The following is a 24,101-nucleotide window of genomic DNA, read 5'->3' as shown; positions in this document are numbered from 1 at the left end:
CCATGCCACGTTCTCTCAAGAAAGGTCCATTTATTGACCTACACTTGCTGAAGAAGGTAGAGAAAGCGGTGGAAAGCGGAGACAAAAAGCCTATTAAGACTTGGTCCCGTCGTTCAATGATCATTCCTACAATGATTGGTTTGACCATCGCTGTCCATAATGGTCGTCAACACGTTCCAGTTTTCGTAACTGACGAGATGATCGGTCACAAACTGGGTGAATTTGCCCCAACTCGCACTTACCGTGGCCATGCTGCGGATAAGAAAGCTAAGAAGCGTTAAGGAGTAGATGATGGAAGCATTCGCTAAACATAACTTTGCTCGCATTTCGCCTCAGAAAGCTCGCTTAGTTGCAGATCAAATTCGTGGTAAGTCAGTAGACCAAGCTCTAGAACTTCTAACATTCAGCAACAAAAAAGCAGCTGAATTGATCAAGAAAGTTCTTGAGTCAGCAATCGCTAACGCGGAGCACAACGAAGGTGCTGACATCGACGATCTATGTGTCGCTAAAATCTTCGTAGATGAGGGCCCAATCATGAAGCGTATTATGCCTCGTGCTAAAGGCCGTGCGGACCGTATCTTGAAGCGTTCAAGCCACATTACTGTGGTTGTCGCAGATCGCTAAGAGACTAGGAGAGTAAGCAATGGGTCAGAAAGTACATCCAAATGGTATTCGTCTAGGCATCGTTAAGCCTTGGAATGCTACCTGGTTTGCTAATACCAAAGATTTCGCTGACAACCTAGACGGCGACTTCAAGGTACGTCAATACCTCACTAAGGAATTGGCAAAAGCGTCTTTATCACGCATCGTTATTGAGCGTCCTGCGAAAAGCATTCGTGTGACTATTCACACTGCTCGTCCAGGCGTGGTTATCGGTAAAAAAGGTGAAGACGTTGAGAAGCTACGCGCAGCTGTAGCTAAAATCGCAGGTGTGCCAGCTCAGATCAATATTTCTGAGGTGCGTAAACCTGAGCTAGACGGTCAATTAGTGGCTGATAGCATCGCGTCTCAACTAGAGCGTCGCGTTATGTTCCGTCGTGCGATGAAGCGCGCAGTACAAAACGCAATGCGCCTAGGCGCTAAAGGTATCAAAGTGGAAGTAAGTGGCCGTCTAGGCGGTGCTGAAATTGCACGTTCTGAGTGGTATCGTGAAGGCCGTGTGCCTCTACACACTCTTCGTGCTGACATTGATTACGCAACTTCTTCGGCTCACACCACCTACGGTGTAATCGGCGTTAAAGTTTGGATCTTCAAAGGTGAGATTCTAGGCGGTATGCCAGCTGCTAACGCAGTAGAGCCAAAGGCTGACAAGCCTAAGAAGCAGCGTAAAGGCCGTAAGTAAGGAGTAGACAGATGCTACAACCTAAACGTACTAAGTTCCGCAAGGTTCATACAGGTCGTAACCGTGGCCTAGCAAAAGGTACTGAAGTCAGCTTCGGCACCTTTGGTTTGAAAGCTGTAGGCCGTGGTCGTCTAACTGCTCGTCAAATCGAAGCGGCACGTCGTGCGATGACGCGTCATATTAAGCGTCAAGGTAAAATCTGGATCCGTGTGTTCCCAGACAAACCAATCACAGAAAAACCACTTGAAGTTCGTCAAGGTAAGGGTAAAGGTAACGTTGAGTACTGGGTAGCCCAAATCCAACCTGGCAAGGTGATGTACGAAGTTGATGGTGTACCTGAAGAATTGGCTCGTGAAGCGTTCCGCCTAGCGGCACGTAAACTGCCATTCAAGACTACATTTGTAACTAAGCAGGTGATGTGATGAAAGCACAAGATCTACGCGAAAAAAGCGTTGAAGAGCTTAACTCTGAGCTACTGAGTTTGCTGAAAGAACAGTTCAACTTGCGCATGCAAGCGGCAACTGGTCAACTGCAACAGACTCATACTCTGAAAGCTGTCCGCCGTGATATCGCACGTGTGAAAACTGTTTTGACTGAGAAGGCAGGCGCATAATGAGCGACAAAATTCGTACCCAACAAGGTCGTGTTGTTAGTGACAAGATGGATAAGTCTATTGTTGTTGCTATCGAGCGTTTCGTGAAGCACCCAATTTACGGTAAATTCGTTCGTCGCACGACTAAAGTACACGCACATGATGAAAACAACCAGTGTGGCATTGGCGACACCGTTGAAATCTGTGAGTGTCGTCCTCTGTCTAAGACTAAGTCTTGGACATTGGTTAAAGTAGTAGAAAAAGCCAAAATTTAATTGAGCTTTTGATGCGAATACAGCGGCCCCAATTATTTTTGGGGCCGCTTGTTTTTTGACTACCCAATCACAAAAAAGGGTGGTACAATTCGCGTCCCTTTAAAGAGGCAGCCCGACCCGAGATGGGTCTAGTTTTTTTAATATTTAGCGGAGCACTAACATGATCCAAATGCAAAGTATGCTGGACGCAGCTGATAACTCAGGCGCTCGCAGCGTAATGTGTATTAAGGTTCTGGGTGGCTCTCACCGTCGTTACGCCCATGTGGGCGACATCATCAAAGTTACTGTTAAGGAAGCAATTCCTCGCGGTAAAGTAAAAAAAGGTGATGTATTGAAGGCAGTGGTAGTTCGCACCCGTAAAGGCGTACGTCGTCCAGACGGTTCTGTCATTCGCTTCGACCGAAATGCTTGCGTATTGCTTAACAATAATACTGAGCAACCAATCGGTACACGTATCTTTGGTCCAGTGACTCGTGAACTTCGTAATGCGAAATTCATGAAGATTGTGTCACTAGCACCTGAAGTTCTGTAAGGAGCGGCAAACAATGGCAGCTAAAATCCGTCGTAATGACGAAGTGATCGTTCTTGCTGGGAAAGACAAAGGCAAGAAAGGTAAAGTAACTAAGGTTCTCGCAACCGGTAAAGTTATCGTTGAAGGTATCAACCTTGTTAAAAAACACCAAAAGCCAGTTCCGGCTCTAGGTCAACAAGGTGGCATCGTTGAACAAGAAGCAGCAATTGATGCTTCTAACGTTGCAATCTTTAACGCAGCAACTGGCAAAGCGGACCGTATCGGTTTCCGTTTCGAAGATGGTAAGAAAGTTCGTTTCTTTAAGTCTAATAACGAAATCGTTTCTAACTAATAGAGTAATTTGGAGTTCTACTATGGCGAAACTGCATGATTACTACAAGTCGTCTGTAGTCGCTGAACTGACCAAACAGTTCGGTTACACAAGCGTCATGCAAGTCCCTAGAATTGAGAAAATCACCCTCAATATGGGCGTTGGTGAAGCTATCAACGATAAGAAACTACTTGAAAATGCAGCGTCTGATATGGCAACGATCTCTGGTCAAAAGCCACTTATCACGAAAGCACGCAAATCTGTAGCTGGTTTCAAAATCCGTGAAGGCTACCCAATCGGTTGTAAAGTAACCTTGCGTGGCGAACGCATGTGGGATTTTCTAGAGCGTTTGATTGCTATCGCTCTACCACGTGTACGCGATTTCCGCGGTGTTAGCGCTAAGTCTTTTGACGGACGCGGTAACTACAGCATGGGCGTTCGCGAGCAAATCATCTTTCCGGAAATCGACTACGATAAAGTCGATCGTGTACGCGGTCTTGATATCACTATCACGACGTCTGCTAGTACCGATGAGGAAGGCCGTGCTCTGCTGGCTGCCTTTAACTTCCCATTCCGTAAGTAAGGTGAAGGGTTACTGTTATGGCTAAACAATCAATGAAAGCACGTGAAGTTAAACGTGCCAAGCTCGTAGCTCAGTACGCAGAAAAGCGTGCAGCGCTTAAAGCTATCATCAGCGATGTAAACGCATCAGAAGAAGATCGTTGGAATGCAGTTCTGAAACTGCAAACTCTTCCACGTGATTCAAGTGCATCACGTCAGCGCAACCGTTGCAACCAAACTGGTCGTCCACACGGTTACCTACGTAAATTCGGTCTAAGCCGTATCAAAGTTCGTGAAGCTTGCATGAAAGGCGAGATTCCTGGACTTCGTAAGGCTAGCTGGTAATTGCCACTTAATCATTTGGAGTATAGTCTATGAGCATGCAAGATCCGATTTCGGATATGCTGACCCGTATTCGTAACGGTCAGGCAGCAAATAAAGTTGCTGTAAAAATGCCTTCTTCAAAGCTGAAAGTTGCAATTGCTGCACTACTTAAAGCTGAAGGTTATATCGCAGACTTCGCTGTTGAAGGCGAAGCAAAACCTGAGCTGGAAATCACACTTAAGTATTTCCAAGCAAAACCAGTAATTGAGCAAATCAAACGCGTTTCTCGTCCAGGTCTTCGTGTTTATAAGAAGAAAGATGAGCTTCCATCAGTGATGGGCGGTCTTGGTGTTGCTGTTATTTCCACTTCCAAGGGTCTGATGTCAGACCGCGCTGCTCGTAAAGCAGGTCTTGGTGGTGAAATCATTTGCTACGTAGCTTAATTTAATAGGAGTAGAACATGTCTCGTGTTGCTAAAGCACCTGTCGCTATTCCAGCTGGCGTAGAGGTGAAACTAAACGGCCAAGAGATCACGGTTAAAGGTCCTAAAGGTGAGCTATCTCGTGTAGTTCATACTGGCGTCGTGATCGCTCAGGAAGAAAACAACCTAACGTTCGGTCCTCGTGAGGGTATCGCAAACGCTTGGGCACAAGCAGGAACTGCCCGTGCTCTAGTGAACAACATGGTTGTTGGTGTTACTGAAGGCTTTACTAAGAAGCTCGTTCTTAAGGGTGTAGGTTACCGTGCTGCTATGAAAGGCAACGCTGTAGGCTTAACTCTAGGCTTCTCTCATCCAGTTGAGCACGAGTTGCCAGCGGGTGTTAAAGCCGAATGTCCAAGCCAAACTGAAATTGTCCTAACTGGTTGCGATAAGCAAGTTGTTGGTCAAGTTGCGGCTGACATTCGTTCTTACCGCGCACCTGAGCCTTATAAAGGTAAAGGTATTCGTTACGCAGATGAAAATGTGCGTACTAAAGAAGCTAAGAAGAAGTAAGGTAACACTATGGATAAGAAAGCATCTCGCATCCGTCGTGCTACACGCGCACGTCGTAAGATTGCAGAACTGGGTGCAACTCGCCTAGTAGTACACCGTACTCCTCGTCACGTGTACGCTCAAGTGATTGCAGCTAATGGCTCTGAGGTTATCGCCGCAGCTTCTACTGTAGAAAAAGCGATCCGTGAGCAAGTGAAGAATACTGGAAACATCGATGCAGCAAAAGCAGTGGGTAAAGCTGTTGCTGAGCGCGCGCTAGAAAAAGGCGTAGCATCAGTTGCATTTGATCGTTCTGGTTTCCAATACCACGGTCGAGTAGCCGCGCTAGCAGAATCTGCTCGCGAAGCTGGTCTGAAATTCTAAGGTAGGGTTGGAAGATGGCTAAAGAACAACAAGTTCAAGCGAATGATTTGCAAGAAAAATTAATCGCCGTTAACCGTGTTTCTAAGACGGTTAAAGGTGGTCGAATCATGAGCTTCACTGCACTAACTGTGGTTGGTGACGGTAATGGTCGTGTAGGTTTCGGTTACGGCAAAGCTCGTGAAGTACCTGCTGCGATTCAAAAAGCAATGGAAAAAGCACGTCGTAACATGGTTACTATCGCGCTTAACGAAGGCACTCTTCACCATCCAGTGAAAGGTCGCCACTCGGGCTCTAAAGTTTACATGCAGCCAGCTGCAGAAGGTACGGGTGTTATCGCCGGTGGTGCGATGCGTTCAGTACTTGAAGTTGCTGGTGTACATAACGTTTTATCTAAAGCATACGGTTCAACAAACCCTATTAATATCGTTCGTGCAACGATCGACGCTTTAGTTGACGTTAAGTCACCTGAAATGGTTGCAGCTAAACGTGGTCTAACTGTTGAAGCGATTTCGGAGTAAGAACACATGGCAACTATTAAAGTAACTCAAACTAAAAGCTCAATTGGTCGCCTGCCAAAGCATAAAGCTACTTTGCGCGGTTTAGGTCTTCGTAAAATCAACCATACAGTGGAACTTGAAGATACAGCGTGTGTACGCGGTATGATCAACAAGGTTCACTACATGGTTAAAGTTGAGGAGTAATCATAATGTTTTTGAATACTCTATCGCCGGCTGCGGGTTCTAAGCCTTCTAAGAAGCGTTTAGGTCGTGGTATCGGTTCTGGCCTTGGTAAAACAGGTGGCCGTGGCCACAAAGGTCAAAAGTCACGTTCTGGCGGCAGCGTTCGTCCAGGTTTTGAAGGCGGTCAAATGCCTCTGAAACAACGTCTACCAAAATTCGGTTTCACTTCTCGCAAGAGCCTAGTGAGTGCAGAAGTTCGTCTAGCTGAGCTAGCGAAAGTAACCGGTGACGTTATTGATCTTAACAGCTTGAAAGCAGCAAACGTTGTGACTAAAAACATTGAGTTTGCAAAAATTGTTCTTTCTGGCGAGATCAACAAAGCAGTGACTGTTAAAGGTCTACGCGTGACGAAAGGCGCTAAAGCTGCAATCGAAGCTGCAGGCGGTAAAATCGAGGAATAATCTCGAGGATTGAGGTACAGATGGCTAAGAAACCAGGACAAGATTTTCGCAGTGCTCAGAGCGGCTTAGGTGAGTTAAAGTCGCGCTTATTATTCGTAATTGGTGCACTTTTAGTATTCCGAGCGGGCTCTTTTGTGCCGATCCCTGGTATTGACGCAGCTGTACTTGCCGATTTGTTCGAACAGCAAAAAGGCACCATCATTGAAATGTTTAACATGTTCTCTGGTGGTGCTCTTGAGCGTGCATCTATATTTGCACTGGGCATCATGCCGTATATTTCGGCTTCGATTGTTGTCCAGTTGTTGACTGTAGTTCATCCAGCGTTAGCCGAGCTCAAGAAAGAGGGTGAAGCAGGCCGTCGTAAGATTAGCCAATATACACGCTACGGCACGCTTGTACTTGCAACATTCCAAGCAATAGGTATTGCAACAGGTTTACCAAATATGGTCAATAATCTGGTCGTTATCGACCAAACCATGTTTACCCTGATTGCGACCGTGAGTTTAGTAACCGGTACCATGTTCTTAATGTGGTTAGGTGAACAAATTACAGAGCGAGGAATTGGGAATGGTATTTCCATTTTGATATTTGCAGGTATTGTTGCTGGTTTGCCAAAAGCAATCGGACAAACGATAGAGCAAGCGCGTCAAGGTGAACTGCATGTGCTTCTTCTACTGTTAATTGCAGTATTGGCTTTTGCTGTTATCTATTTCGTTGTTTTCATGGAGCGTGGTCAGCGTCGTATCGTCGTTAATTACGCGAAGCGTCAGCAAGGACGTAAGGTATTTGCAGCACAAAGCACACACTTGCCGTTGAAAATCAACATGGCTGGTGTGATTCCTGCAATTTTTGCATCAAGTATTATTTTGTTCCCTGGAACATTGGCACAGTGGTTTGGTCAAAATGGTGAAAGTAAGACATTCGGTTGGTTAACTGATGTCTCTTTGGCTTTAAGTCCAGGCCAGCCCCTGTACGTAATGCTTTATGCAGCAGCAATTATTTTCTTCTGTTTCTTTTATACCGCGTTGGTGTTTAACCCACGTGAAACAGCAGATAACCTGAAGAAGTCTGGTGCATTCGTACCCGGTATCCGCCCAGGTGAGCAGACTGCAAAATACATCGATAAAGTAATGACACGGTTAACCTTAGCCGGTGCTTTGTACATTACCTTTATCTGTCTGATCCCTGAGTTCATGATGGTCGCATGGAACGTACGTTTCTATTTCGGCGGTACATCATTACTGATTGTCGTTGTGGTGATCATGGACTTTATGGCACAGGTACAGACTCATTTGATGTCAAATCAATATGATTCTGTGTTGAAAAAGGCAAATTTAAAAGGCTATGGCCGTTAATATGGCCGCCATTTAAGTTAGATTTACGGAGTTTAGCAATGAAAGTTCGTGCTTCCGTTAAAAAAATCTGCCGTAACTGTAAAGTTATCAAGCGTAACGGTGTTGTTCGCGTGATTTGCAGTGAGCCAAAGCATAAGCAGCGCCAAGGCTAATAAGCAGAAATTTTTACTTGAAAATTAAAGGTTGGTCGAGTATATTCCTCGGCCTACCTTTTGCGTGCAAAAGAAGTAGTATCCCGCAGCGTATCCTCGACGGGCTTTGCTGCGGATAATTCTTTATAGAAAGTACTAGGAGTGCATAGTGGCCCGTATAGCAGGCATTAACATTCCTGATCAAAAACATGCTGTAATCGCTCTAACTGCAATTTACGGTATTGGTAAAACCCGCTCTCAAGCTATTCTAGCTGATGTGGGTATTGCTGAAAGTGTTAAGATCAGTGAACTAACTGAAGAGCAGATCGATCAACTGCGTGATGGTGTAGCTAAATACACTGTAGAGGGTGATCTACGTCGTGAAGTTTCCATGAACATTAAGCGTCTAATGGACCTTGGCTGTTATCGTGGTCTTCGTCATCGTCGCAGTCTACCACTACGTGGACAGCGTACTAAAACCAATGCTCGCACCCGTAAGGGTCCGCGTAAGCCGATCAAGAAATAGTCGGGAAGGGTAGAGTACAATGGCTAAACAACCAACACGCGCTCGTAAGCGCGTACGCAAGCAAGTTGCTGATGGCGTAGCGCATATCCACGCATCTTTCAACAACACAATCGTAACCATCACTGACCGTCAAGGTAACGCATTAGCTTGGGCTACTGCTGGTGGTTCAGGTTTCCGCGGTTCTCGTAAATCAACACCGTTCGCTGCACAGGTTGCTGCTGAGCGTTGTGCTGAAATGGCTAAAGAATATGGCCTAAAGAACCTTGAGGTTATGGTTAAGGGTCCAGGTCCAGGTCGTGAGTCTACTGTTCGCGCACTGAACGCTGCTGGTTTCCGTATCACAAACATCGTTGATGCGACACCAATCCCTCATAACGGTTGTCGTCCACCTAAGAAACGTCGCGTTTAACGTTTCTGGGAACATTGGAGAAAGATCATGGCAAGATATTTGGGTCCTAAGCTGAAGCTTAGCCGCCGCGAAGGTACTGACTTGTTCCTTAAGTCGGGCGTTCGTGCGATTGATACCAAGTGTAAAATCGATAACGCACCAGGTGTACACGGCGCTCGTCGCGGTCGTCTATCTGAGTATGGCGTTCAGCTTCGTGAGAAGCAAAAAGTTCGTCGTATCTATGGCGTTCTAGAAAAGCAATTCCGTAACTACTACAAAGAAGCTGCTCGCCTGAAAGGCAACACAGGTGAAAACCTACTTCAGCTTCTTGAAGGTCGTCTAGACAATGTCGTTTATCGTATGGGCTTCGGTGCAACTCGCGCAGAAGCACGTCAGCTAGTTAGCCACAAAGCTATCCTAGTAAACGGTAACGTTGTAAACGTACCTTCTTTCAATGTTGCGGCTAACGACGTTGTTGCAATCCGTGAGAAAGCGAAAAAGCAATCTCGCATTAAAGCAGCTCTTGAAGTTGCAGAACAACGCGAAAAACCAACTTGGATTGAAGTAGATGCAAGCCAGATGGAAGGTACATTCAAGCGTTTGCCTGAACGTTCTGATCTATCAGCTGACATCAACGAACAATTGATCGTCGAGCTTTACTCTAAGTAAGGTTTAAACTAAAGAGAGGACACAATGCAGGGTTCTGTAACAGAATTTCTTAAGCCACGTCTTGTTGATATCGAACAGATTAGCACGACACACGCAAAAGTAACTCTTGAGCCATTAGAGCGTGGTTTCGGCCATACTCTTGGTAATGCACTTCGCCGAATTCTTCTATCTTCTATGCCGGGTTGTGCCGTAACAGAGGTAGAAATTGAAGGCGTACTTCATGAGTACAGCACTAAAGAAGGCGTTCAGGAAGATATCCTAGAGATACTCCTTAACCTGAAAGGGCTGGCAGTTCGCTTAGGCGAAAATAAAGATGAAGTGTTCATTACATTAAACAAATCAGGCTCGGGCCCTGTGGTTGCAGGTGACATCACCCATGACGGTGATGTAGAGATCGTAAACCCTGAACACGTTATTTGTCACCTAACCAGTGATAACGCTGAAATCGCTATGCGTATTAAAGTTGAACGTGGTCGTGGTTATGTTCCTGCTTCTGCTCGTATTCATACCGAAGAAGATGAACGTCCTATCGGTCGTTTGCTTGTTGATGCAACATTTAGCCCAGTAGACAAAATTGCCTACTCGGTTGATGCTGCTCGTGTTGAGCAACGTACTGACTTGGACAAGCTCGTTATCGATATGGAAACGAACGGTACTCTAGAACCTGAGGAAGCTATCCGCCGTGCAGCAACGATTCTTGCTGAACAGTTGGATGCGTTCGTAGATCTTCGCGATGTACGTGTTCCTGAGGAGAAGGAAGAGAAGCCTGAATTCGATCCGATCCTACTGCGTCCTGTAGACGATCTTGAACTAACAGTTCGCTCTGCCAACTGTTTGAAAGCAGAAGCGATTCACTACATCGGTGATCTAGTACAGCGCACTGAGGTTGAGCTACTGAAAACGCCTAACCTTGGTAAGAAATCTCTTACTGAGATCAAAGACGTGCTTGCATCACGTGGCTTGTCTCTGGGCATGCGCCTAGAAAACTGGCCACCAGCGTCTATCGCTGAAGATTAATCGATATTAGTTAGAAGGATTTGGTCATGCGCCATCGTAAGAGTGGTCGTCAACTCAACCGCAACAGCAGTCATCGCAAAGCGATGTTCAGCAACATGGCTAGCTCTTTAGTACGTCATGAAGTTATCAAGACTACTTTGCCAAAAGCGAAAGAGCTGCGTCGCGTCGTTGAGCCTTTGATTACATTAGCTAAGACTGACAGTGTTGCTAACCGTCGTCTAGCATTTGCACGTACTCGTGATAACGAAGTTGTTGCAAAATTATTTAACGAACTTGGTCCACGTTTTGCTGCTCGTCAGGGTGGTTACACGCGTATCCTAAAAGCTGGCTTCCGTGCTGGTGATAAAGCTCCAATGGCTTACATTGAGCTTGTTGATCGCCCAGCTGCTGAAGAAGCTGCTGAGTAATCAGTTCGCGAATAAAAAGCCGAGCATTACGCTCGGCTTTTTTATTGATATTTGCTAGCCGTATATTATGAAACTTTAATATCTGGCTTTGCGATCACGTCGTAATATGTTTTAGTCCTTTTTCTTTCACTATTTTTTCTTGATTAAGCCTTGATCTGTCTAATATGACTTGGTGGTGTTTAAATCGAGAGGAAGCGATATTTTCTCAATTGCATAAAAAAGCGGCGCTTATTAGCACCGCTGACATTAGAATAATGAATTACTTTTGATTACAGAATATCTAGTAACTCAACTTCAAATACTAGAGCAGCAAAAGGTGGAATTGCTGCACCAGCACCACGCTCGCCATAAGCAAGGTCGTGCGGAACATATAATTTCCATTTTGAGCCGACAGGCATCAGTTGCAGTGCTTCAACCCAGCCTTTAATCACGCCTGTTACTGGGAATTCGGCAGGTTGGCCACGAGTAACTGAACTATCGAATACCGTACCATCAGTCAGTTCACCATGGTAGTGTACGCGAACGGATTTATCAGCACTTGGTATTTCGCCTGTACCTACATTCATGATTTCATATTGTAGGCCAGATTCTAAGACAGTCACTTCTGGACGTAGCGCATTATCTTTTAAAAAACTATCCCCTTCTGCAGCGGCAATTTTGGCCGCTTCTTGGCGCGCTTCTTCCGCACGCATGTGAATAGTTTGTAGAGCTTGGTTAATTTCATCCACTTCAATTGCAGGCATTTCACCGACTAAAGCGGTAGCAATCCCCGCAGCGATCGCGTCTACATTTAAGCCTTCTAAGCCGCTTCCTGCTAGTTGCTGGCCCATTTGTAGACCAATGCCGTAGCTGGCTTTTTGCTCTACTGTTTCAAATTTTACGTCAGACATAAGTGTCACTCTTTGTCACAAAAAGAAAGCCGACAGAATACCAGTTTCAGCGTTTGGATGAAATGCTTGCCAGGAAAACAGATTAGAAAGGTGTTAAGGTGTGACTCAACGCAGGATATAAGATGAAAAACTTCAAGATTGTGTCAACCTTTGGTAGAAGCAAGGTCATACTCTATACTCTTGGCTCGTGAGTTTTTATACTGTACCAAGCATTTGAGGGACGGATAGAAATGAATCGTCGACATAAGAAGAAAAAGCAAACGGATTACTTTGCATTGATGGTACGTCACTGGTCATCCATTAAGTTGAAAAGTAAATTTCAGCGTTTCGCCGCGCATAAAAATGTTAATCGCTCGCGAGCTTTGTGGCTGCAGTTACCTATTTATCACCAAAGGGCGTTAATGGTGCTCATTCCTTTGGTGGTCATTTTACTGGTTGCACCATGGCCATCAAAAGAATCCCCTGCTCAAAACGAACAGCCTAAATCGACTCATCACAGGGTACCTGTCGCAGTGAATACTCAAGGGTTAAGCGAGCAGAATAAACCGCTATCTGTACCAACCGCTGAAAAAGTTTGGCATGAGTATATTGTTCAGCGGGGGGATACATTATCACAAGTTTTTCGTAGCAATGATTTACCGCTATCAGATCTCAATGCATTAGTCAAGATTGAAGGCAGTGATAAGCCTCTTAGTCAGATTCAACAAGGCCAATTAATCCGCTTTAAACTTGCCAGTGATGGCCAACTCGATATTCTGCAAGTGGAAAAAAACAATCAGTCGGTTATGTTTTTCCGTTTGTCCGATGGTGATTTTGGGCGCAGTAAATAGTTTCTTGCTATGTTTGCTCGTTGCAATACTCGGACCGGTAAGAGTGGCAGTATAATCAGTGTGATGCCTAGCCAGGTGAGAGTATCAGGCATCTCGTTGAACCACCAAGCCCCCATTAATGCCACGAAGATTAACCCAGAATACTCTGCTAGTGCGATCTGGCTTGCTGGTGCGCGCTGGTAGGCGGCGACGGCTAATCCATTGTACGTCAATATCAGCAATGCGCTGCTTATCACCCAACCCAATTGTATCTGATCGATAGGTTGCCATTGCCATAAGGCAAATGTACCAGAGCATGGTAACGAAAAAAGTGACGTCCACATGAGTGTCGTAATTACCGTTTGTTCGGCTGGAATTTGACGCGCTAAAATATTAAACAGTGCCAGTGTTATGGCGGTGCCGAGGGCAAACATTACTGCCCAATGGAATTGGCTAGGACGAATGACAACTAATACACCAATAAAACCTAACACCGTCATGACTACTTTTCCGAGCCCAGGTTTTTCTTTCAGGAGAATAATTGACAGCGGGAGCATCAATAGGGGCGAAGCGTAAAATACGGCGTTGGCCGTTGCCAGTGGCAAATAGGTAACTGCCATCAACATGCAACCACTCCCCATTAAGACTAGATGCCCGCGTAGTGCGGTGATGCCAGGATTATGCAGCGCACGTTGTGCGCGTGGTTGTCGCCACCATAGTGGTAAAATGGCAGTAAAAGAAATGAATTGGCGTAAAAACATGTACTGAAATGGCCCGACATCACCATGAAGCATTTTAACGGAGACATCTGATAGGGATGCCGCTAGATTGCCGAGAATCAACAACCAAAGTGCTATACGATATGTATTCATTCGCTGCGTTTCATATCGATATGTAAAATGCCATCTTCGAGGTAGGGCTGTGATGTGGGTACAAATCCATATCGACAATAAAATTTCGCGAGGTATTGCTGCGCGCCGATTTCAATGGCTTGCTCTGGCCACAAGGCTTGGCATTGTTGCAGTGCTTGCGTGAGTAACAGGTGGCCAAGACCGTCACCGCGCACAGATGGATGAGTGGCTATGCGACCGATACTGACGCTCGGATAACTAATACCGGGTGGTAACAGGCGCGCACAAGCGATCAGTTGTCCGTCACGATAACCCAGTAGATGTTTGACGCCGGTAATTCTATCCTTGTTATCCAGTTCTGGATATGGACAAGATTGCTCAACCACAAAAACATCAACCCGCAGTTTGAGTAGTTCATACAGTTGGTGATTATTAAGTTCTGCAAAAGAAAGCCATTGCCAAGTGACCATAGATTACTCCTTGAGATGATTTGCCATGCACTTTAGCAGGGCACTTGAGCATCATCATTAACAAAGGTTAAGTTTTGCTAGAAAATTAAATCAATATTCACTGGTGCTGACGATTAAAATAATGATAATAGTTGCTCGCTTTTTCGTCTGACCTAAGGATACTCCTTTGAATCCATCATCTTTTGCTGTTTTGCATTTAAAGCCAGAACTGCTTTCTAACCTCGATACGATGGGGTTTACTCATATGACGCCTATTCAGGCTCAATCATTGCCAGCCATTCTCAACGGTCAAGATGTGATCGGTCAGGGGAAAACGGGTTCAGGAAAAACCGCTGCGTTTGGTCTGGGGGTGTTGCAGAATCTAAACGTTAAGCGCTTTCGAGTGCAAGCATTGGTACTGTGCCCAACCCGAGAATTGGCAGATCAAGTCGCGAGTGATATTCGCACTCTTGGACGCTCAATCCATAATATCAAAGTGTTAACACTATGTGGCGGTATGCCGATGGGCCCACAAATTGGTTCACTAGAGCATGGTGCGCATATTTTGGTCGGAACGCCGGGACGAATTTTGGATCACTTGAGCAAAGATCGTATCGATCTCAGTGAGCTCAATACCTTGGTGTTGGATGAAGCGGATCGCATGTTAGAAATGGGTTTTCAAGAAGCGCTGGAGGCGATTATTGCTGCCGCGCCAGCCGAGCGTCAAACCTTGCTGTTTAGTGCAACTTACCCCGCCAGTATTGAGCAGATTGCGCAAAGCGTGACTCGCAATGCGCTGATGATTAAAGTTGAGGCGACCCACGATACCTCAAGCATTCGTCAATACTTCTACAAAGTCGAAGGCAGTGCTGCGCGTGATCAGGCTCTGGAAACGTTGCTCTTACACCATCAACCGACTTCTTCGGTGGTGTTTTGTAATACCAAACGTGAAGTACAAAATGTTGCCGATGCCTTGCATCAAAGTGGCTTTAGCGTGATTGAACTGCATGGTGATATGGAGCAGCGTGAGCGCGACCAAGCCTTATTGCAGTTTGCTAATAAGAGCATCTCAATTCTGGTGGCGACCGATGTCGCGGCACGTGGTTTGGATGTCGATAACCTTGATGCTGTGTTTAACTATGATCTGTCTCGCGATCCTGAAGTACATGTACACCGCATTGGCCGTACTGGTCGAGCGGGAAGTAAAGGCTTAGCGTTTAGCTTCTTTAGTGACAACGAGAGCTACCGTGTGGCGCAAATTGATGAGTACATGGACATCGCGATTGAACCTTCAACCTTGCCGCAATCTGCTGCAGGCGTACGTCCTTACGCGGCGAATATGGTCACCATTCAGATTGACGGTGGTAAGAAAGACAAGGTACGTCCCGGTGATATTCTTGGCGCGCTGACCGGTGATGGCGAACTGACCGCGGAGCATATCGGCAAGATTAACCTGTTCCCGATGCGCGCTTATGTAGCCGTGCACAAGAAAATCGCCACCAAAGCACTGAATAAGATCGTCAACGGTAAGATGAAGGGACGCCAGTTCCGCGCTCGCTTACTCAAATAATCTCATGCATCCTGTCTTAGCCGAGCTTTGATGCGGCTGAGGCTAATTGGCGTGATCCCCAAATACGCGGCGATGTGATGATCGCAAAGCCGCGCCATCAAATCTGGAAACTGAGCGCACATCACTTGGTAACGCTGTTCTGGGCGATAGAGCAGCATAAAGCGCTCTTTTTGCTCCTTGTGCAACAATTGCGTCTCAAGTAAACGTTGATAGAGCGGGTGACCGCTGGTGCGCCATGCACGCAATACATCAATTGGTACGCCCATCAGCTGTACAGGTGATAAGCTTTCCAGCATAAAGGGCGAGGCTTGCTCACGCAGCAAGCTTTCAAAACCAATCGCCCAGTCTTGCTCCCAATAGAACTCTTTACTGAAACTTTTGCCCTCTTCGGTGAGATAGCAAGCGTGGCACAGCCCTGCGAGCACCCAATAGGCAAAGGGAGTGGTTTCACCTTGTGCGACTAACACATGTCGTGTTGGCAGCTCAAGTGGCTGAGCGACATTTTGTAATTGCGTGCATTCGGCATCGGAAAAACCATGCTGTTTTAGATAAGCGTGAAACTGTGCTTGCATAAAAGCCTCATAGAAAAGTAGACAGCCACTCTAGGTGGCTGTCTACTTTACGTGATAACCCAAGTGACTTGAAGCCGCAGTAGAGTTGGTTGCCGCTTCAATATTGGGTTATCGGTGCCTATTTTTGTAAGTCGATGCGATAAACAGCAAATCCGATGTCATCGGTATTGAGATAGGTCATCGGATACTGACCATATTTTTTAATAAATTGGGTGGCTTTATCGCTTGGTGAGGTTTCAAAGCGAATATCCAGCTTGGTTTTGCTGCTGATCGGAGCAAATGACCAATTGTTATCAGCACTTGGGCGAACTTTGCCCTGTTCTTGGCTGACTTTTTGAATATAGCTGGCGACGATCGTTCTATTTTCATCGGGAGAATCAAAAGCAATGTGCTCGCTACCCGTTCCGGCAAATTTATTGCTGTACGCTCGGTAATTATTCGTTGCGACTAAAAATATTTGTTGTGGATTTATTGGCTGTCCTTGGTAAGTCAGGTCAATAATTCGCTCGGCATCGGGATTGATGATTTTACAATCACCGTCATATTTTGCTGGCTGAGTGACATCAATATGGTAATTCACCCCTTCCATGACATCGAAATTATAGGTACGAAAGCCACTCCAGTTAATCAGCGATTGAGGTGCGGTATCATTGATATCAATTTGATTAAATTGTCCGGCGCTACATTCCAACCACTCTTTAACCTCTGCTCCAGTCATCTTTAACGCGGCTAATGTATTGGGATACAGATAGAGGTCTGCTGCGTTGCGAAATGTTAATTGACCCGTTTCGACTTCAGTAAAACCCTGGGGATCATCTTTACGGCCACCAACTTTAAAGGGGGCTGCTGCCGAAAGAACGGGCAAACCATCTAAAGTTGGATCGCCTTGAATAAAGCGTTCCACATAATCTTTTTGTGCAAAATTTACGATTTGTACGGTCGGATCATCTTGCACAAGCGCTAAAAAACTGTACATCACATCATCAGTTTGGCCGATTGGTTGGTTGACAAACTGACGCGTTGCTTGATGATCGGTTGCCAGTGCTTTCACAATTCCTGCATCGGCTTTAGCGAGAGATGTCTTGCTCTGTTTATCAAAAATGGGGCGAGCTTGCGAGTGGCTTTGGATGACTTGCCATTTTTCTTGTGTATTGTCTAATGTGAGATCGATAACTCCCACATGACTTCCCCATCGTCCAGGCATGACCGCAGCGACACCGTTGATTGTCCCTTGTTCAATATCGGCTCCGGGTAATTGAGCAAAGTCTTTGCTTGGAAAAACGGCATGTGAATGGCCAAATGTAATGGCATCAATATCTTCTATTTGCGTGAGATAGTAGACTGAATTTTCAGCACCAACTTGATAAGGATCAGCGGAAACCCCAGAGTGAGGGATGGCGATAATGACATCGGCACCTTCTTGTTTCATTTGTGGTATTAACTGTTGCGCGGTTTGTTTGATATCTTTAGTGAACACCTTGCCTTGTAAATTTTTTTTATCCCATATCATGATTTGAGGCGGGACAAAACCAATGTATCCGACCTTAATCGTATGTCGTTTGCCATCATTATCTGTAACCGTATGATTTTTGATGAGATAAGGCGTGAAATAGTGTTTACCTGTTGCTTGATCAAACACGTTAGCATTTACATAAGGAAATTGTGCCCCCTCAATGGCTCGGCGGAGAAACGTTAAACCATAATTAAATTCATGGTTACCAATATTGCCCACATCATAGCCCAATTGGTTCATGGCTTTGTACGCTGGATGAATTTCGCCAGAGCTAATACCTTTGGCAGCCATGTAGTCCCCCATTGGACTACCTTGGATTAAATCCCCATTATCGACCAACACAGCATTATTCACTTCAGCTCGCGCTTGTTTGACTAAGCTGGCTGCCCGAGCCAACCCCAGTTGCTGAGATGGTTTGTCTTTGTAGTAATCATAATCCATTAAATTAGTATGAATATCGGTTGTTTCTATGATTCTCAATTGAATGGTATCGGCTATCGCTGAGCTTGCCAGACACAATAGCCCACCGAAGAGAGCGATTGAGAGTGGCTTGAGTGCTGAATTCATGATGAGGTTCCTATCTATTTGAAGGGAGTGAAGATGTCTCTCGACAAAGGTAACAAATAGTAATGCAACAAGAAGCTTAACGCATCACAAAGTGTGATTTATTACCGCTTAAGTGTTAGGAAGGGATTTGCTGGCAGATAATCAAAGTGAGCGACGGTTTTGCTTGTTAGTCTTTTTCTTATCATATTTTAGTATAAAAAATGAAATTTTAGAATTTCAGGTAATAAATAGAACGGCTCATAATGCAGTGCATCGGTTGAGTTATGGATAACAAGTATGGCGGGTTCAAAGCGTGTTAACACAAGGGGCAACTCCCCAACCCCATTAGTAGCATTAGAAGGACGGGCATCGGTTCATCCTTTTACTCGTCTTTCGCGTAGTCAATTACAAAGCGGAGAAGTCGCATTAGTTGGGGCCGGACCTGGTGACCCTGAATTATTAACGGTCAAAGCCTTAAATTACCTCCAGCAAGCGGATGTCATTCTTTATGACTGTTTGGTTTCCGATGAAATTATGAGCTTAATTCCTGCTGAAGCGATATTGGTTTGTGTTGGTAAGCGTGCTGGTCATCACAGTGTGCCACAAGAAAAAACCAATCAGCTATTGGTCGATTTTGCTCAGTCAGGTTATCGAGTTGTCCGTATCAAAGGGGGGGACCCTTTTATTTTCGGACGAGGAGGCGAAGAGCTAGAAGTTTTGGTTGAGGCCGGGATCCGCTTTCAGGTTATTCCTGGGATTACTGCGGCAGCAGGCGCAACGGCTTATGCGGGGATTCCATTGACTCACCGAGACTACGCGCAATCAGCAGTATTTATTACCGGTCATCTTAAAAATGACGCCGTGGATGATATGGACTGGTCAACCTTAGCGCGCAGCCAACAAACTTTGGTCATTTATATGGGATTGATGAAGTCGAGTATCGTGACTCAGCAGTTAATTGAACATGGTCGCAGTGCTAATACACCGATTGCGATTATCGAACGTGGTACACAGGCAGCACAAAAAGTGTTTTGCGGTGCACTGAGTGATTTACCGCAACTCGCGACACAAGCTCAGTCACCGTCGCTGATCGTGATTGGTGAAGTGGTGGCTTTGGCCGACAAATTAGCTTGGTTTGGTCGAGAGACTTGCTCATCAATGCAATACCAGTACGCGTAATTTTATTCTTTAAATTGAAAAGCCCAAGTGATGGGGCTTTCCGGCCATTAGGTAGCGAAAAGGAAGCACGGACAATGGATCAACCCCGCTTAACTCATCTACAACAGCTTGAAGCTGAAAGTATTCATATCATTCGTGAAGTGGCTGCGGAATTTGCCAATCCTGTGATGATGTATTCGATTGGTAAAGACTCTTCGGTCATGCTTCATTTGGCGCGTAAAGCATTTTATCCGGGAAAGATTCCATTCCCATTGTTACACGTTGATACCAATTGGAAATTCCGCGATATGATCGCGTTTCGTGATGCGATGGCAAAGAAATACGGTTTTGAGCTCTTAGTGCACAAAAATCCACAAGGAATGGCAATGGGGATCAATCCGTTTGATCACGGTTCAGCCAAACATACTGATGTTATGAAAACCCAAGGATTGAAGCAGGCTCTGGATCAGTATGGTTTTGATGCCGCCTTTGGTGGTGCGCGCCGTGATGAAGAAAAATCTCGCGCTAAAGAGCGGGTCTATTCATTTCGAGATAAGCACCACGCTTGGGATCCAAAAACTCAGCGACCTGAATTATGGAAAACTTACAATGGTCAAATCAATAAAGGCGAAAGTATTCGTGTTTTTCCACTATCCAATTGGACTGAACTCGATATTTGGCAATACATCTATCTAGAAGGGATCGACATTGTACCATTGTACTTGGCAGATATTCGTCCGGTGGTTGAGCGAGAGGGGATGTTGATTATGGTCGATGATGACCGAATGAAGCTGCAACCGAATGAAAAGGTTGAGTATAAGAGTGTACGATTTCGTACGCTTGGCTGTTACCCACTCACCGGTGCGATTGAATCGAACGCCAAAACGTTGCCAGACATTATCGAAGAGATGTTAGTGGCGACATCGAGTGAACGCCAAGGCCGAGCAATCGACCATGATCAGTCTGGATCGATGGAATTGAAAAAACGTCAAGGTTACTTTTAAGGGTCAATAGATCCTTTGATCTAAGGAAAGAAAATGAATAGTGCAGTTCACGCTCAACTTGCAGAGCTCGGTATTGAAGGGTACCTCAATCAGCACCAACACAAATCGCTACTTCGCTTCCTCACTTGTGGCTCAGTGGATGACGGAAAAAGTACGTTAATTGGTCGCCTGCTTCACGACTCAAAACAGATTTATGAAGATCAACTTGCGGCGGTGCATTGCGACAGTCAACGTGTTGGGACGACGGGCGAGCGACCAGACCTAGCGCTGCTGGTGGATGGTTTGCAGGCCGAGCGCGAGCAGGGGATTACCATTGATGTGGCGTATCGTTACTTTTCAACCCAGAAGCGCAAGTTCATTATCGCCGATACTCCGGGGCATGAGCAGTACACGCGTAACATGGCGACGGGTGCATCAACCTGTGATCTGGCGGTGATCCTGATTGATGCGCGTAAAGGTGTTTTAGATCAAACGCGTCGACATTCGTTCATCTCTAATTTATTGGGATTGAAGCACTTTGTGGTTGCGGTCAATAAAATGGATTTGGTCGATTACTCCCAAGCGCGTTTTGAAGAGATTCGAGCTGAATACTTTGAGTTTTCCAAGCACCTGCAAGGTGATGTCACTATTCAAATCATTCCACTTTCGGCGCTTGAAGGTGATAATGTGGTGGATAAAAGTGTCTACATGGACTGGTATCAAGGCCCATCTTTGCTAGAACTACTTGAACGCGTTGATATTAAACAGGAAAAAGGCAACGGTGAATTTCGTTTTCCTGTGCAGTATGTTAATCGACCTAATCTTGATTTTCGTGGCTTTGCTGGCACCATTGCCTCTGGTTCGTTGAAAGTGGGCGATACGATCAAAGTATTACCTTCAGGTAATACGTCAACGGTGACTCGTATCGTGACGTTTGATGGTGATTTACCAGAAGCGAGTGCCGGTCAGGCTGTGACTCTGACCTTGGCCGATGAAATTGATATTAGCCGTGGTGATCTATTGGTATTAGCCGATGCCTCTTTACAGAGTACGCAGCACTTATTGGCTGATGTTGTCTGGATGACAGAGCAACCGTTACAAGTTGGATATGAATACGATATTAAAATCGCCGGTAAAAAAACGGTTGGGCGGGTGGAATCGATTCGTTATCAATATGATATTAATCAGCTCTCGACCTTTGCTAGTGAAGCATTGCCACTGAATGGTATTGGTCGATGTGAGTGGACATTTCATCAGTCAATCGCGTTGGATCACTACTTAGATTGTGCCGATACTGGTGGCTTTATTATTATTGATCGCTTAACCAATGTCACGGTTGGAGCTGGATTGGTTCGTGAGTCGTTAACTAGCATATTACCAGAACGCCATTCTATTTCAGCGTTTGAGTTAGAACTCAATACGCTGATTTGTAAACATTTCCCACATTGGAACGCTCGTGATCTTTCAATGTTGAAGGAGCGTTTATGAGTCAAATAAAGGACAATATTGTTTGGCATCATCACGAGGTTGATAAAATATACCGGGCAGAGCTTAAAAAACAACGTCCTGCAGTATTGTGGTTTACTGGGCTGTCTGGTGCAGGCAAATCAACCATTGCTGGGGCTTTAGAAAACCGGCTTGCACAATTAGGCTACCACACCTATTTATTGGATGGCGATAATGTGCGTCATGGTTTGTGTGGCGATTTAGGCTTTTCTGTACAAGATAGGAGAGAGAATATTCGCCGAATTGGTGAGTTAGCCAAACTCATGGCGGATGCGGGATTAATTGTATTGACCGCATTTATTTCACCTTATCGAGAAGAGCGGCAGTTAGTGCGAGCGCTATTACCAGAAGGAGAATTTTTTGAAGTGTATGTTAATACTCAATTAGCGGTCTGTGAACAACGAGATCCTAAAGGATTATATAAAAAGGCTCGTGCGGGTCAAATAACTCACTTCACTGGTATTGATGCAGTTTATGAAGCCCCTTTGGCAGCCGAACTCGATTTACCGGCAGGAGAAGCAGGCGTTGAGACCTTAGTAGAAACCTGTTTAGACTATTTGCATCAACGTGGTGTCATTCATCTGAACTAAGCCTTGATCGCCCAACAATAGCAACCGACTATTATGGCTTGTGATGGTTAGACTGTATGATGGATGGTATTGGCGCTATCGCTGTGGACAACAAATTTCTGACCAAGTAGAGCAATCAGTTGATCGTAATAGCTCATGTTGGGTTTATTACCAAGCAGTCGACACAATTCATTGCCTGTTGGAGTGAAACGATAATACAGTAAATGGACGCCTTTCGAAGTGGCATTAAGCGTCAAGTGCTTATTTTGATAATTGAAGCTAAGCGGTGGGTCGAGCTCAATTTCTCCGGACTCTAGTTCCGTGGCGTGCAATAAGCCGAGTTCAATTAACACCAGTAAGCTGGAATAAGGCAATTGGTGGCTACCAATATTTAGTGTAATGGTCGAGTTGCGCTTTCCTAAACTAAAAAGACCATTATTTATTTTTAATCCAAACAGTACCTTCAAGCTGGTATCACTACCAAAGCTACATGCTAATGTGGCTGCGCGTTGTAAAATTTGCGCTTCTTTTGGTGTCATACTCTGCAGTACCGTTAATGCTTTCATGGAGGTAAAGCCTGGATTTGTGACTTCTCGCTTGAGTACTTGAGCCCAAAGACGCTGCATGGAGGAGTTATGAATGTCCTGAGCCATATCGAAGAAGCGATATAACCAATCTTGATCCGGATCACCGGCCGTTTCGTTGTGACATGCCACATGTGCCAGTTGAATAATGTGCTCTAAATTTTTTTGGCGCTGCTCTTTACGATCTCGCTCACGTTTTAGTGCCCGATCTAAGGCGGTTTTTTGTGGTTTTTCTGAGAGCAATAGCGCATCAAGTCCATGTTGCTTAGCAATGGTAGAAATGCGGCTCGCGCTATCTTTGAGATAGCTGGATTTTTTTTCTTTATGAGATTCGGTCGTGGTTGGGTGTTCAATCACGACAGAGGATTTTAGCTCGGCCATGTGGTACCAAATTTCATCATCGAAACAATAGAATAAAATGTACCTTGGATTGAGCTAGGGGACTAGTGAAACTCTTGGTGATAGCGCACAAATTTGCCCTATCAAATATGATAATAATTTGTTAAAATTGTTATCATATTTGTGGGGTGATGATGAAGTGCAATAAAGGAAGTCGCTGGTTTAAATACCTATCGGCCACATTACTATTCATGGTTTACTTGGGCTTACTTAGTTATCTGGCCAAGTATCTTGTGTAAATAAGATGGCTCGATAGGTGATCATTTTTATAACTAATAGTTACATATCATCATAATCGGCCAGTGCCTCGCCTTCGATAAGGTAGCCCGTTTCTGCGATATCAACGCTGACGATCTGTGTTTTTAGCGTGCCTATAACGTAAACCACATCCCATAATTGTTGTACTGGAGCGCCTTGCGGGAATTTCACATAAACAATTTGATTCGGGGGAGGTGGCGGGACATGAATACAGGCACCAAAGTAAGGGACAAGTAAAAATTCAGTGACAGTATTTTCATCACCTTCTAAAGGGATCACAAACCCTGGTATTTTTACTTTGCTGCCATTAAGTTCAGAGCGAACACTGCCGATCTGATTCTGCTGGGCGGGTAATTCACGGTTATGATCCACCATGGGCATGCCTATTTTATCCACTAGGTGGCGTTCATGTTCTGGAATAAGATCAATCCAATCGAGTTTGAGAACCTCACCATGGCTATAAGCGCGAGGTACAAACAGCATCAGTATCGTTAAAGTTAGGTTGAGTAATCCTTTG

The 24,101-nt window shown here is 45.2% G+C and carries 34 protein-coding genes and 2 pseudogenes; 29 read left to right on the top strand and 7 right to left on the bottom strand.

Going from position 1 to position 24,101, the window contains the following annotated elements:
• The first annotated feature begins 2 nt into the window (after positions 1 to 2).
• The 23 genes from rpsS to rplQ all read left to right on the top strand — a co-directional run bounded on the left by rpsS (position 3) and on the right by rplQ (position 10,927).
• On the top strand, positions 3 to 281 hold the full coding sequence (gene rpsS / locus CAG57_RS11310; RefSeq protein ID WP_004394525.1) for a 30S ribosomal protein S19: 279 nt from the start codon (positions 3 to 5) through the stop codon (positions 279 to 281).
• 10 nt (positions 282 to 291) lie between these two features.
• Positions 292 to 624, top strand: coding sequence for a 50S ribosomal protein L22 (rplV, locus tag CAG57_RS11305; protein ID WP_078926689.1), 333 nt, complete (start codon positions 292 to 294; stop codon positions 622 to 624).
• 19 nt (positions 625 to 643) lie between these two features.
• Positions 644 to 1,342 (top strand): 30S ribosomal protein S3, encoded by a 699-nt coding sequence (gene rpsC, locus CAG57_RS11300; RefSeq protein ID WP_004394527.1) that lies wholly within the window; start codon positions 644 to 646, stop codon positions 1,340 to 1,342.
• A gap of 11 nt (positions 1,343 to 1,353) precedes the next feature.
• Positions 1,354 to 1,764, top strand: coding sequence for a 50S ribosomal protein L16 (gene rplP / locus CAG57_RS11295; RefSeq protein WP_004394529.1), 411 nt, complete (start codon positions 1,354 to 1,356; stop codon positions 1,762 to 1,764).
• The gene (gene rpmC, locus CAG57_RS11290; protein WP_099610470.1) at positions 1,764 to 1,955 is read left to right on the top strand and encodes a 50S ribosomal protein L29; all 192 of its coding nucleotides are present in this window, start codon (positions 1,764 to 1,766) and stop codon (positions 1,953 to 1,955) included. The genes rplP and rpmC overlap by 1 nt, the downstream gene beginning before the upstream one ends.
• Positions 1,955 to 2,209, top strand: coding sequence for a 30S ribosomal protein S17 (gene rpsQ / locus CAG57_RS11285; RefSeq protein ID WP_099610469.1), 255 nt, complete (start codon positions 1,955 to 1,957; stop codon positions 2,207 to 2,209). Before rpmC ends, rpsQ begins: the two co-directional genes overlap by 1 nt.
• Before the next feature lie 160 nt (positions 2,210 to 2,369).
• A complete protein-coding gene (gene rplN, locus CAG57_RS11280; RefSeq protein ID WP_004394532.1) occupies positions 2,370 to 2,741 on the top strand; it encodes a 50S ribosomal protein L14 in 372 nt (123 codons plus the stop codon).
• Positions 2,742 to 2,754: 13 nt separating this feature from the next.
• Positions 2,755 to 3,072 carry a 50S ribosomal protein L24 gene (gene rplX / locus CAG57_RS11275; RefSeq protein WP_004745885.1) on the top strand — a complete coding sequence of 106 codons (318 nt, stop codon included), beginning with the start codon at positions 2,755 to 2,757 and terminating at the stop codon, positions 3,070 to 3,072.
• A 22-nt stretch (positions 3,073 to 3,094) separates the two neighbouring features.
• The gene (gene rplE, locus CAG57_RS11270) at positions 3,095 to 3,634 is read left to right on the top strand and encodes a 50S ribosomal protein L5 (RefSeq protein ID WP_099610468.1); all 540 of its coding nucleotides are present in this window, start codon (positions 3,095 to 3,097) and stop codon (positions 3,632 to 3,634) included.
• A gap of 17 nt (positions 3,635 to 3,651) precedes the next feature.
• Positions 3,652 to 3,957, top strand: coding sequence for a 30S ribosomal protein S14 (gene rpsN, locus CAG57_RS11265; RefSeq protein WP_099610467.1), 306 nt, complete (start codon positions 3,652 to 3,654; stop codon positions 3,955 to 3,957).
• A 29-nt stretch (positions 3,958 to 3,986) separates the two neighbouring features.
• Entirely contained in the window at positions 3,987 to 4,379 is a 393-nt protein-coding gene (gene rpsH / locus CAG57_RS11260) for a 30S ribosomal protein S8 (protein ID WP_099610466.1), read from the top strand.
• Between the two features lie 17 nt (positions 4,380 to 4,396).
• Positions 4,397 to 4,930 (top strand): 50S ribosomal protein L6, encoded by a 534-nt coding sequence (gene rplF / locus CAG57_RS11255; RefSeq protein ID WP_099610465.1) that lies wholly within the window; start codon positions 4,397 to 4,399, stop codon positions 4,928 to 4,930.
• A 9-nt stretch (positions 4,931 to 4,939) separates the two neighbouring features.
• On the top strand, positions 4,940 to 5,293 hold the full coding sequence (rplR, locus tag CAG57_RS11250; protein WP_008072351.1) for a 50S ribosomal protein L18: 354 nt from the start codon (positions 4,940 to 4,942) through the stop codon (positions 5,291 to 5,293).
• A gap of 14 nt (positions 5,294 to 5,307) precedes the next feature.
• The gene (rpsE, locus tag CAG57_RS11245; RefSeq protein WP_078926680.1) at positions 5,308 to 5,811 is read left to right on the top strand and encodes a 30S ribosomal protein S5; all 504 of its coding nucleotides are present in this window, start codon (positions 5,308 to 5,310) and stop codon (positions 5,809 to 5,811) included.
• Positions 5,812 to 5,817: 6 nt separating this feature from the next.
• Positions 5,818 to 5,994, top strand: coding sequence for a 50S ribosomal protein L30 (gene rpmD / locus CAG57_RS11240; protein ID WP_078926679.1), 177 nt, complete (start codon positions 5,818 to 5,820; stop codon positions 5,992 to 5,994).
• Positions 5,995 to 5,999: 5 nt separating this feature from the next.
• Entirely contained in the window at positions 6,000 to 6,434 is a 435-nt protein-coding gene (gene rplO / locus CAG57_RS11235) for a 50S ribosomal protein L15 (protein ID WP_099610464.1), read from the top strand.
• Between the two features lie 20 nt (positions 6,435 to 6,454).
• Positions 6,455 to 7,789, top strand: coding sequence for a preprotein translocase subunit SecY (gene secY / locus CAG57_RS11230; protein WP_099610463.1), 1,335 nt, complete (start codon positions 6,455 to 6,457; stop codon positions 7,787 to 7,789).
• Positions 7,790 to 7,827: 38 nt separating this feature from the next.
• Complete coding sequence (gene rpmJ, locus CAG57_RS11225) at positions 7,828 to 7,941, top strand: 50S ribosomal protein L36 (protein ID WP_000868186.1); 114 nt, start codon at positions 7,828 to 7,830, stop codon at positions 7,939 to 7,941.
• Between the two features lie 148 nt (positions 7,942 to 8,089).
• Entirely contained in the window at positions 8,090 to 8,446 is a 357-nt protein-coding gene (gene rpsM, locus CAG57_RS11220; protein ID WP_099610462.1) for a 30S ribosomal protein S13, read from the top strand.
• 19 nt (positions 8,447 to 8,465) lie between these two features.
• Positions 8,466 to 8,855: a 30S ribosomal protein S11 gene (gene rpsK / locus CAG57_RS11215; RefSeq protein WP_001118870.1), complete on the top strand. Its 390-nt coding sequence runs from the start codon at positions 8,466 to 8,468 to the stop codon at positions 8,853 to 8,855.
• A gap of 27 nt (positions 8,856 to 8,882) precedes the next feature.
• A complete protein-coding gene (rpsD, locus tag CAG57_RS11210) occupies positions 8,883 to 9,503 on the top strand; it encodes a 30S ribosomal protein S4 (protein WP_099610461.1) in 621 nt (206 codons plus the stop codon).
• 24 nt (positions 9,504 to 9,527) lie between these two features.
• Entirely contained in the window at positions 9,528 to 10,520 is a 993-nt protein-coding gene (locus tag CAG57_RS11205; protein WP_078926675.1) for a DNA-directed RNA polymerase subunit alpha, read from the top strand.
• A gap of 26 nt (positions 10,521 to 10,546) precedes the next feature.
• On the top strand, positions 10,547 to 10,927 hold the full coding sequence (gene rplQ, locus CAG57_RS11200; RefSeq protein ID WP_005383141.1) for a 50S ribosomal protein L17: 381 nt from the start codon (positions 10,547 to 10,549) through the stop codon (positions 10,925 to 10,927).
• 269 nt (positions 10,928 to 11,196) lie between these two features.
• Here rplQ and CAG57_RS11195 read toward each other — a convergent pair whose 3' ends face one another.
• Entirely contained in the window at positions 11,197 to 11,817 is a 621-nt protein-coding gene (locus CAG57_RS11195; RefSeq protein ID WP_161428096.1) for an FKBP-type peptidyl-prolyl cis-trans isomerase, read from the bottom strand.
• Positions 11,818 to 12,047: 230 nt separating this feature from the next.
• Here CAG57_RS11195 and CAG57_RS11190 point away from each other — a divergent pair, with 230 nt between their 5' ends.
• Complete coding sequence (locus CAG57_RS11190) at positions 12,048 to 12,647, top strand: LysM-like peptidoglycan-binding domain-containing protein (protein WP_161428095.1); 600 nt, start codon at positions 12,048 to 12,050, stop codon at positions 12,645 to 12,647.
• On the opposite strand, the gene CAG57_RS11185 is transcribed toward CAG57_RS11190, so the two are convergent.
• Positions 12,593 to 13,498, bottom strand: a complete 906-nt coding sequence (locus CAG57_RS11185) for a DMT family transporter (protein ID WP_161428094.1) — start codon at positions 13,496 to 13,498, stop codon at positions 12,593 to 12,595. The two genes, CAG57_RS11190 and CAG57_RS11185, sit on opposite strands and share 55 nt — an antisense overlap.
• Positions 13,495 to 13,947 (bottom strand): GNAT family N-acetyltransferase, encoded by a 453-nt coding sequence (locus CAG57_RS11180; RefSeq protein ID WP_099610457.1) that lies wholly within the window; start codon positions 13,945 to 13,947, stop codon positions 13,495 to 13,497. The genes CAG57_RS11185 and CAG57_RS11180 overlap by 4 nt, the downstream gene beginning before the upstream one ends.
• A 166-nt stretch (positions 13,948 to 14,113) precedes the next feature.
• Between CAG57_RS11180 and dbpA the strand changes: the two genes are divergently transcribed.
• The gene (dbpA, locus tag CAG57_RS11175) at positions 14,114 to 15,496 is read left to right on the top strand and encodes an ATP-dependent RNA helicase DbpA (protein ID WP_161428093.1); all 1,383 of its coding nucleotides are present in this window, start codon (positions 14,114 to 14,116) and stop codon (positions 15,494 to 15,496) included.
• A gap of 2 nt (positions 15,497 to 15,498) precedes the next feature.
• Here the strand turns inward: dbpA and CAG57_RS11170 are convergent, their stop codons facing one another.
• Together CAG57_RS11170 and cpdB are read right to left on the bottom strand one after the other, a co-directional pair.
• Positions 15,499 to 16,068, bottom strand: a complete 570-nt coding sequence (locus CAG57_RS11170; protein ID WP_099610456.1) for a Crp/Fnr family transcriptional regulator — start codon at positions 16,066 to 16,068, stop codon at positions 15,499 to 15,501.
• Between the two features lie 118 nt (positions 16,069 to 16,186).
• Positions 16,187 to 18,148 (bottom strand): 2',3'-cyclic-nucleotide 2'-phosphodiesterase, encoded by a 1,962-nt coding sequence (gene cpdB / locus CAG57_RS11165; protein ID WP_161428092.1) that lies wholly within the window; start codon positions 18,146 to 18,148, stop codon positions 16,187 to 16,189.
• 360 nt (positions 18,149 to 18,508) lie between these two features.
• Between cpdB and cobA the strand changes: the two are divergent.
• The 4 genes and pseudogenes from cobA to cysC form a co-directional block, all read left to right on the top strand.
• A pseudogene (gene cobA, locus CAG57_RS11160) lies at positions 18,509 to 19,306 on the top strand (uroporphyrinogen-III C-methyltransferase); the annotation flags it as partial.
• Positions 19,307 to 19,320: 14 nt separating this feature from the next.
• The gene (gene cysD, locus CAG57_RS11155; protein ID WP_272924567.1) at positions 19,321 to 20,289 is read left to right on the top strand and encodes a sulfate adenylyltransferase subunit CysD; all 969 of its coding nucleotides are present in this window, start codon (positions 19,321 to 19,323) and stop codon (positions 20,287 to 20,289) included.
• 33 nt (positions 20,290 to 20,322) lie between these two features.
• Positions 20,323 to 21,756 (top strand): sulfate adenylyltransferase subunit CysN, encoded by a 1,434-nt coding sequence (gene cysN, locus CAG57_RS11150; RefSeq protein WP_161428089.1) that lies wholly within the window; start codon positions 20,323 to 20,325, stop codon positions 21,754 to 21,756.
• Positions 21,753 to 22,364, top strand: a complete 612-nt coding sequence (gene cysC / locus CAG57_RS11145; protein ID WP_161428088.1) for an adenylyl-sulfate kinase — start codon at positions 21,753 to 21,755, stop codon at positions 22,362 to 22,364. The genes cysN and cysC overlap by 4 nt, the downstream gene beginning before the upstream one ends.
• Positions 22,365 to 22,411: 47 nt before the next feature.
• Here the strand turns inward: cysC and CAG57_RS11140 are convergent, their stop codons facing one another.
• Together CAG57_RS11140 and CAG57_RS11135 are read right to left on the bottom strand one after the other, a co-directional pair.
• A complete protein-coding gene (locus CAG57_RS11140) occupies positions 22,412 to 23,308 on the bottom strand; it encodes a TIGR03899 family protein (protein ID WP_099610451.1) in 897 nt (298 codons plus the stop codon).
• Positions 23,309 to 23,605: 297 nt separating this feature from the next.
• Positions 23,606 to 24,043 (bottom strand): annotated as a pseudogene (locus tag CAG57_RS11135) (DUF3299 domain-containing protein); the annotation flags it as partial.
• Between the last annotated feature and the right edge of the window lie 58 nt (positions 24,044 to 24,101).

Source organism: Vibrio sp. V30_P3S12P165 (genome assembly GCF_009904905.1).
Lineage (GTDB): Bacteria > Pseudomonadota > Gammaproteobacteria > Enterobacterales > Vibrionaceae > Vibrio > Vibrio fujianensis.
This window is presented reverse-complemented; position numbering and strand designations above follow the sequence as displayed.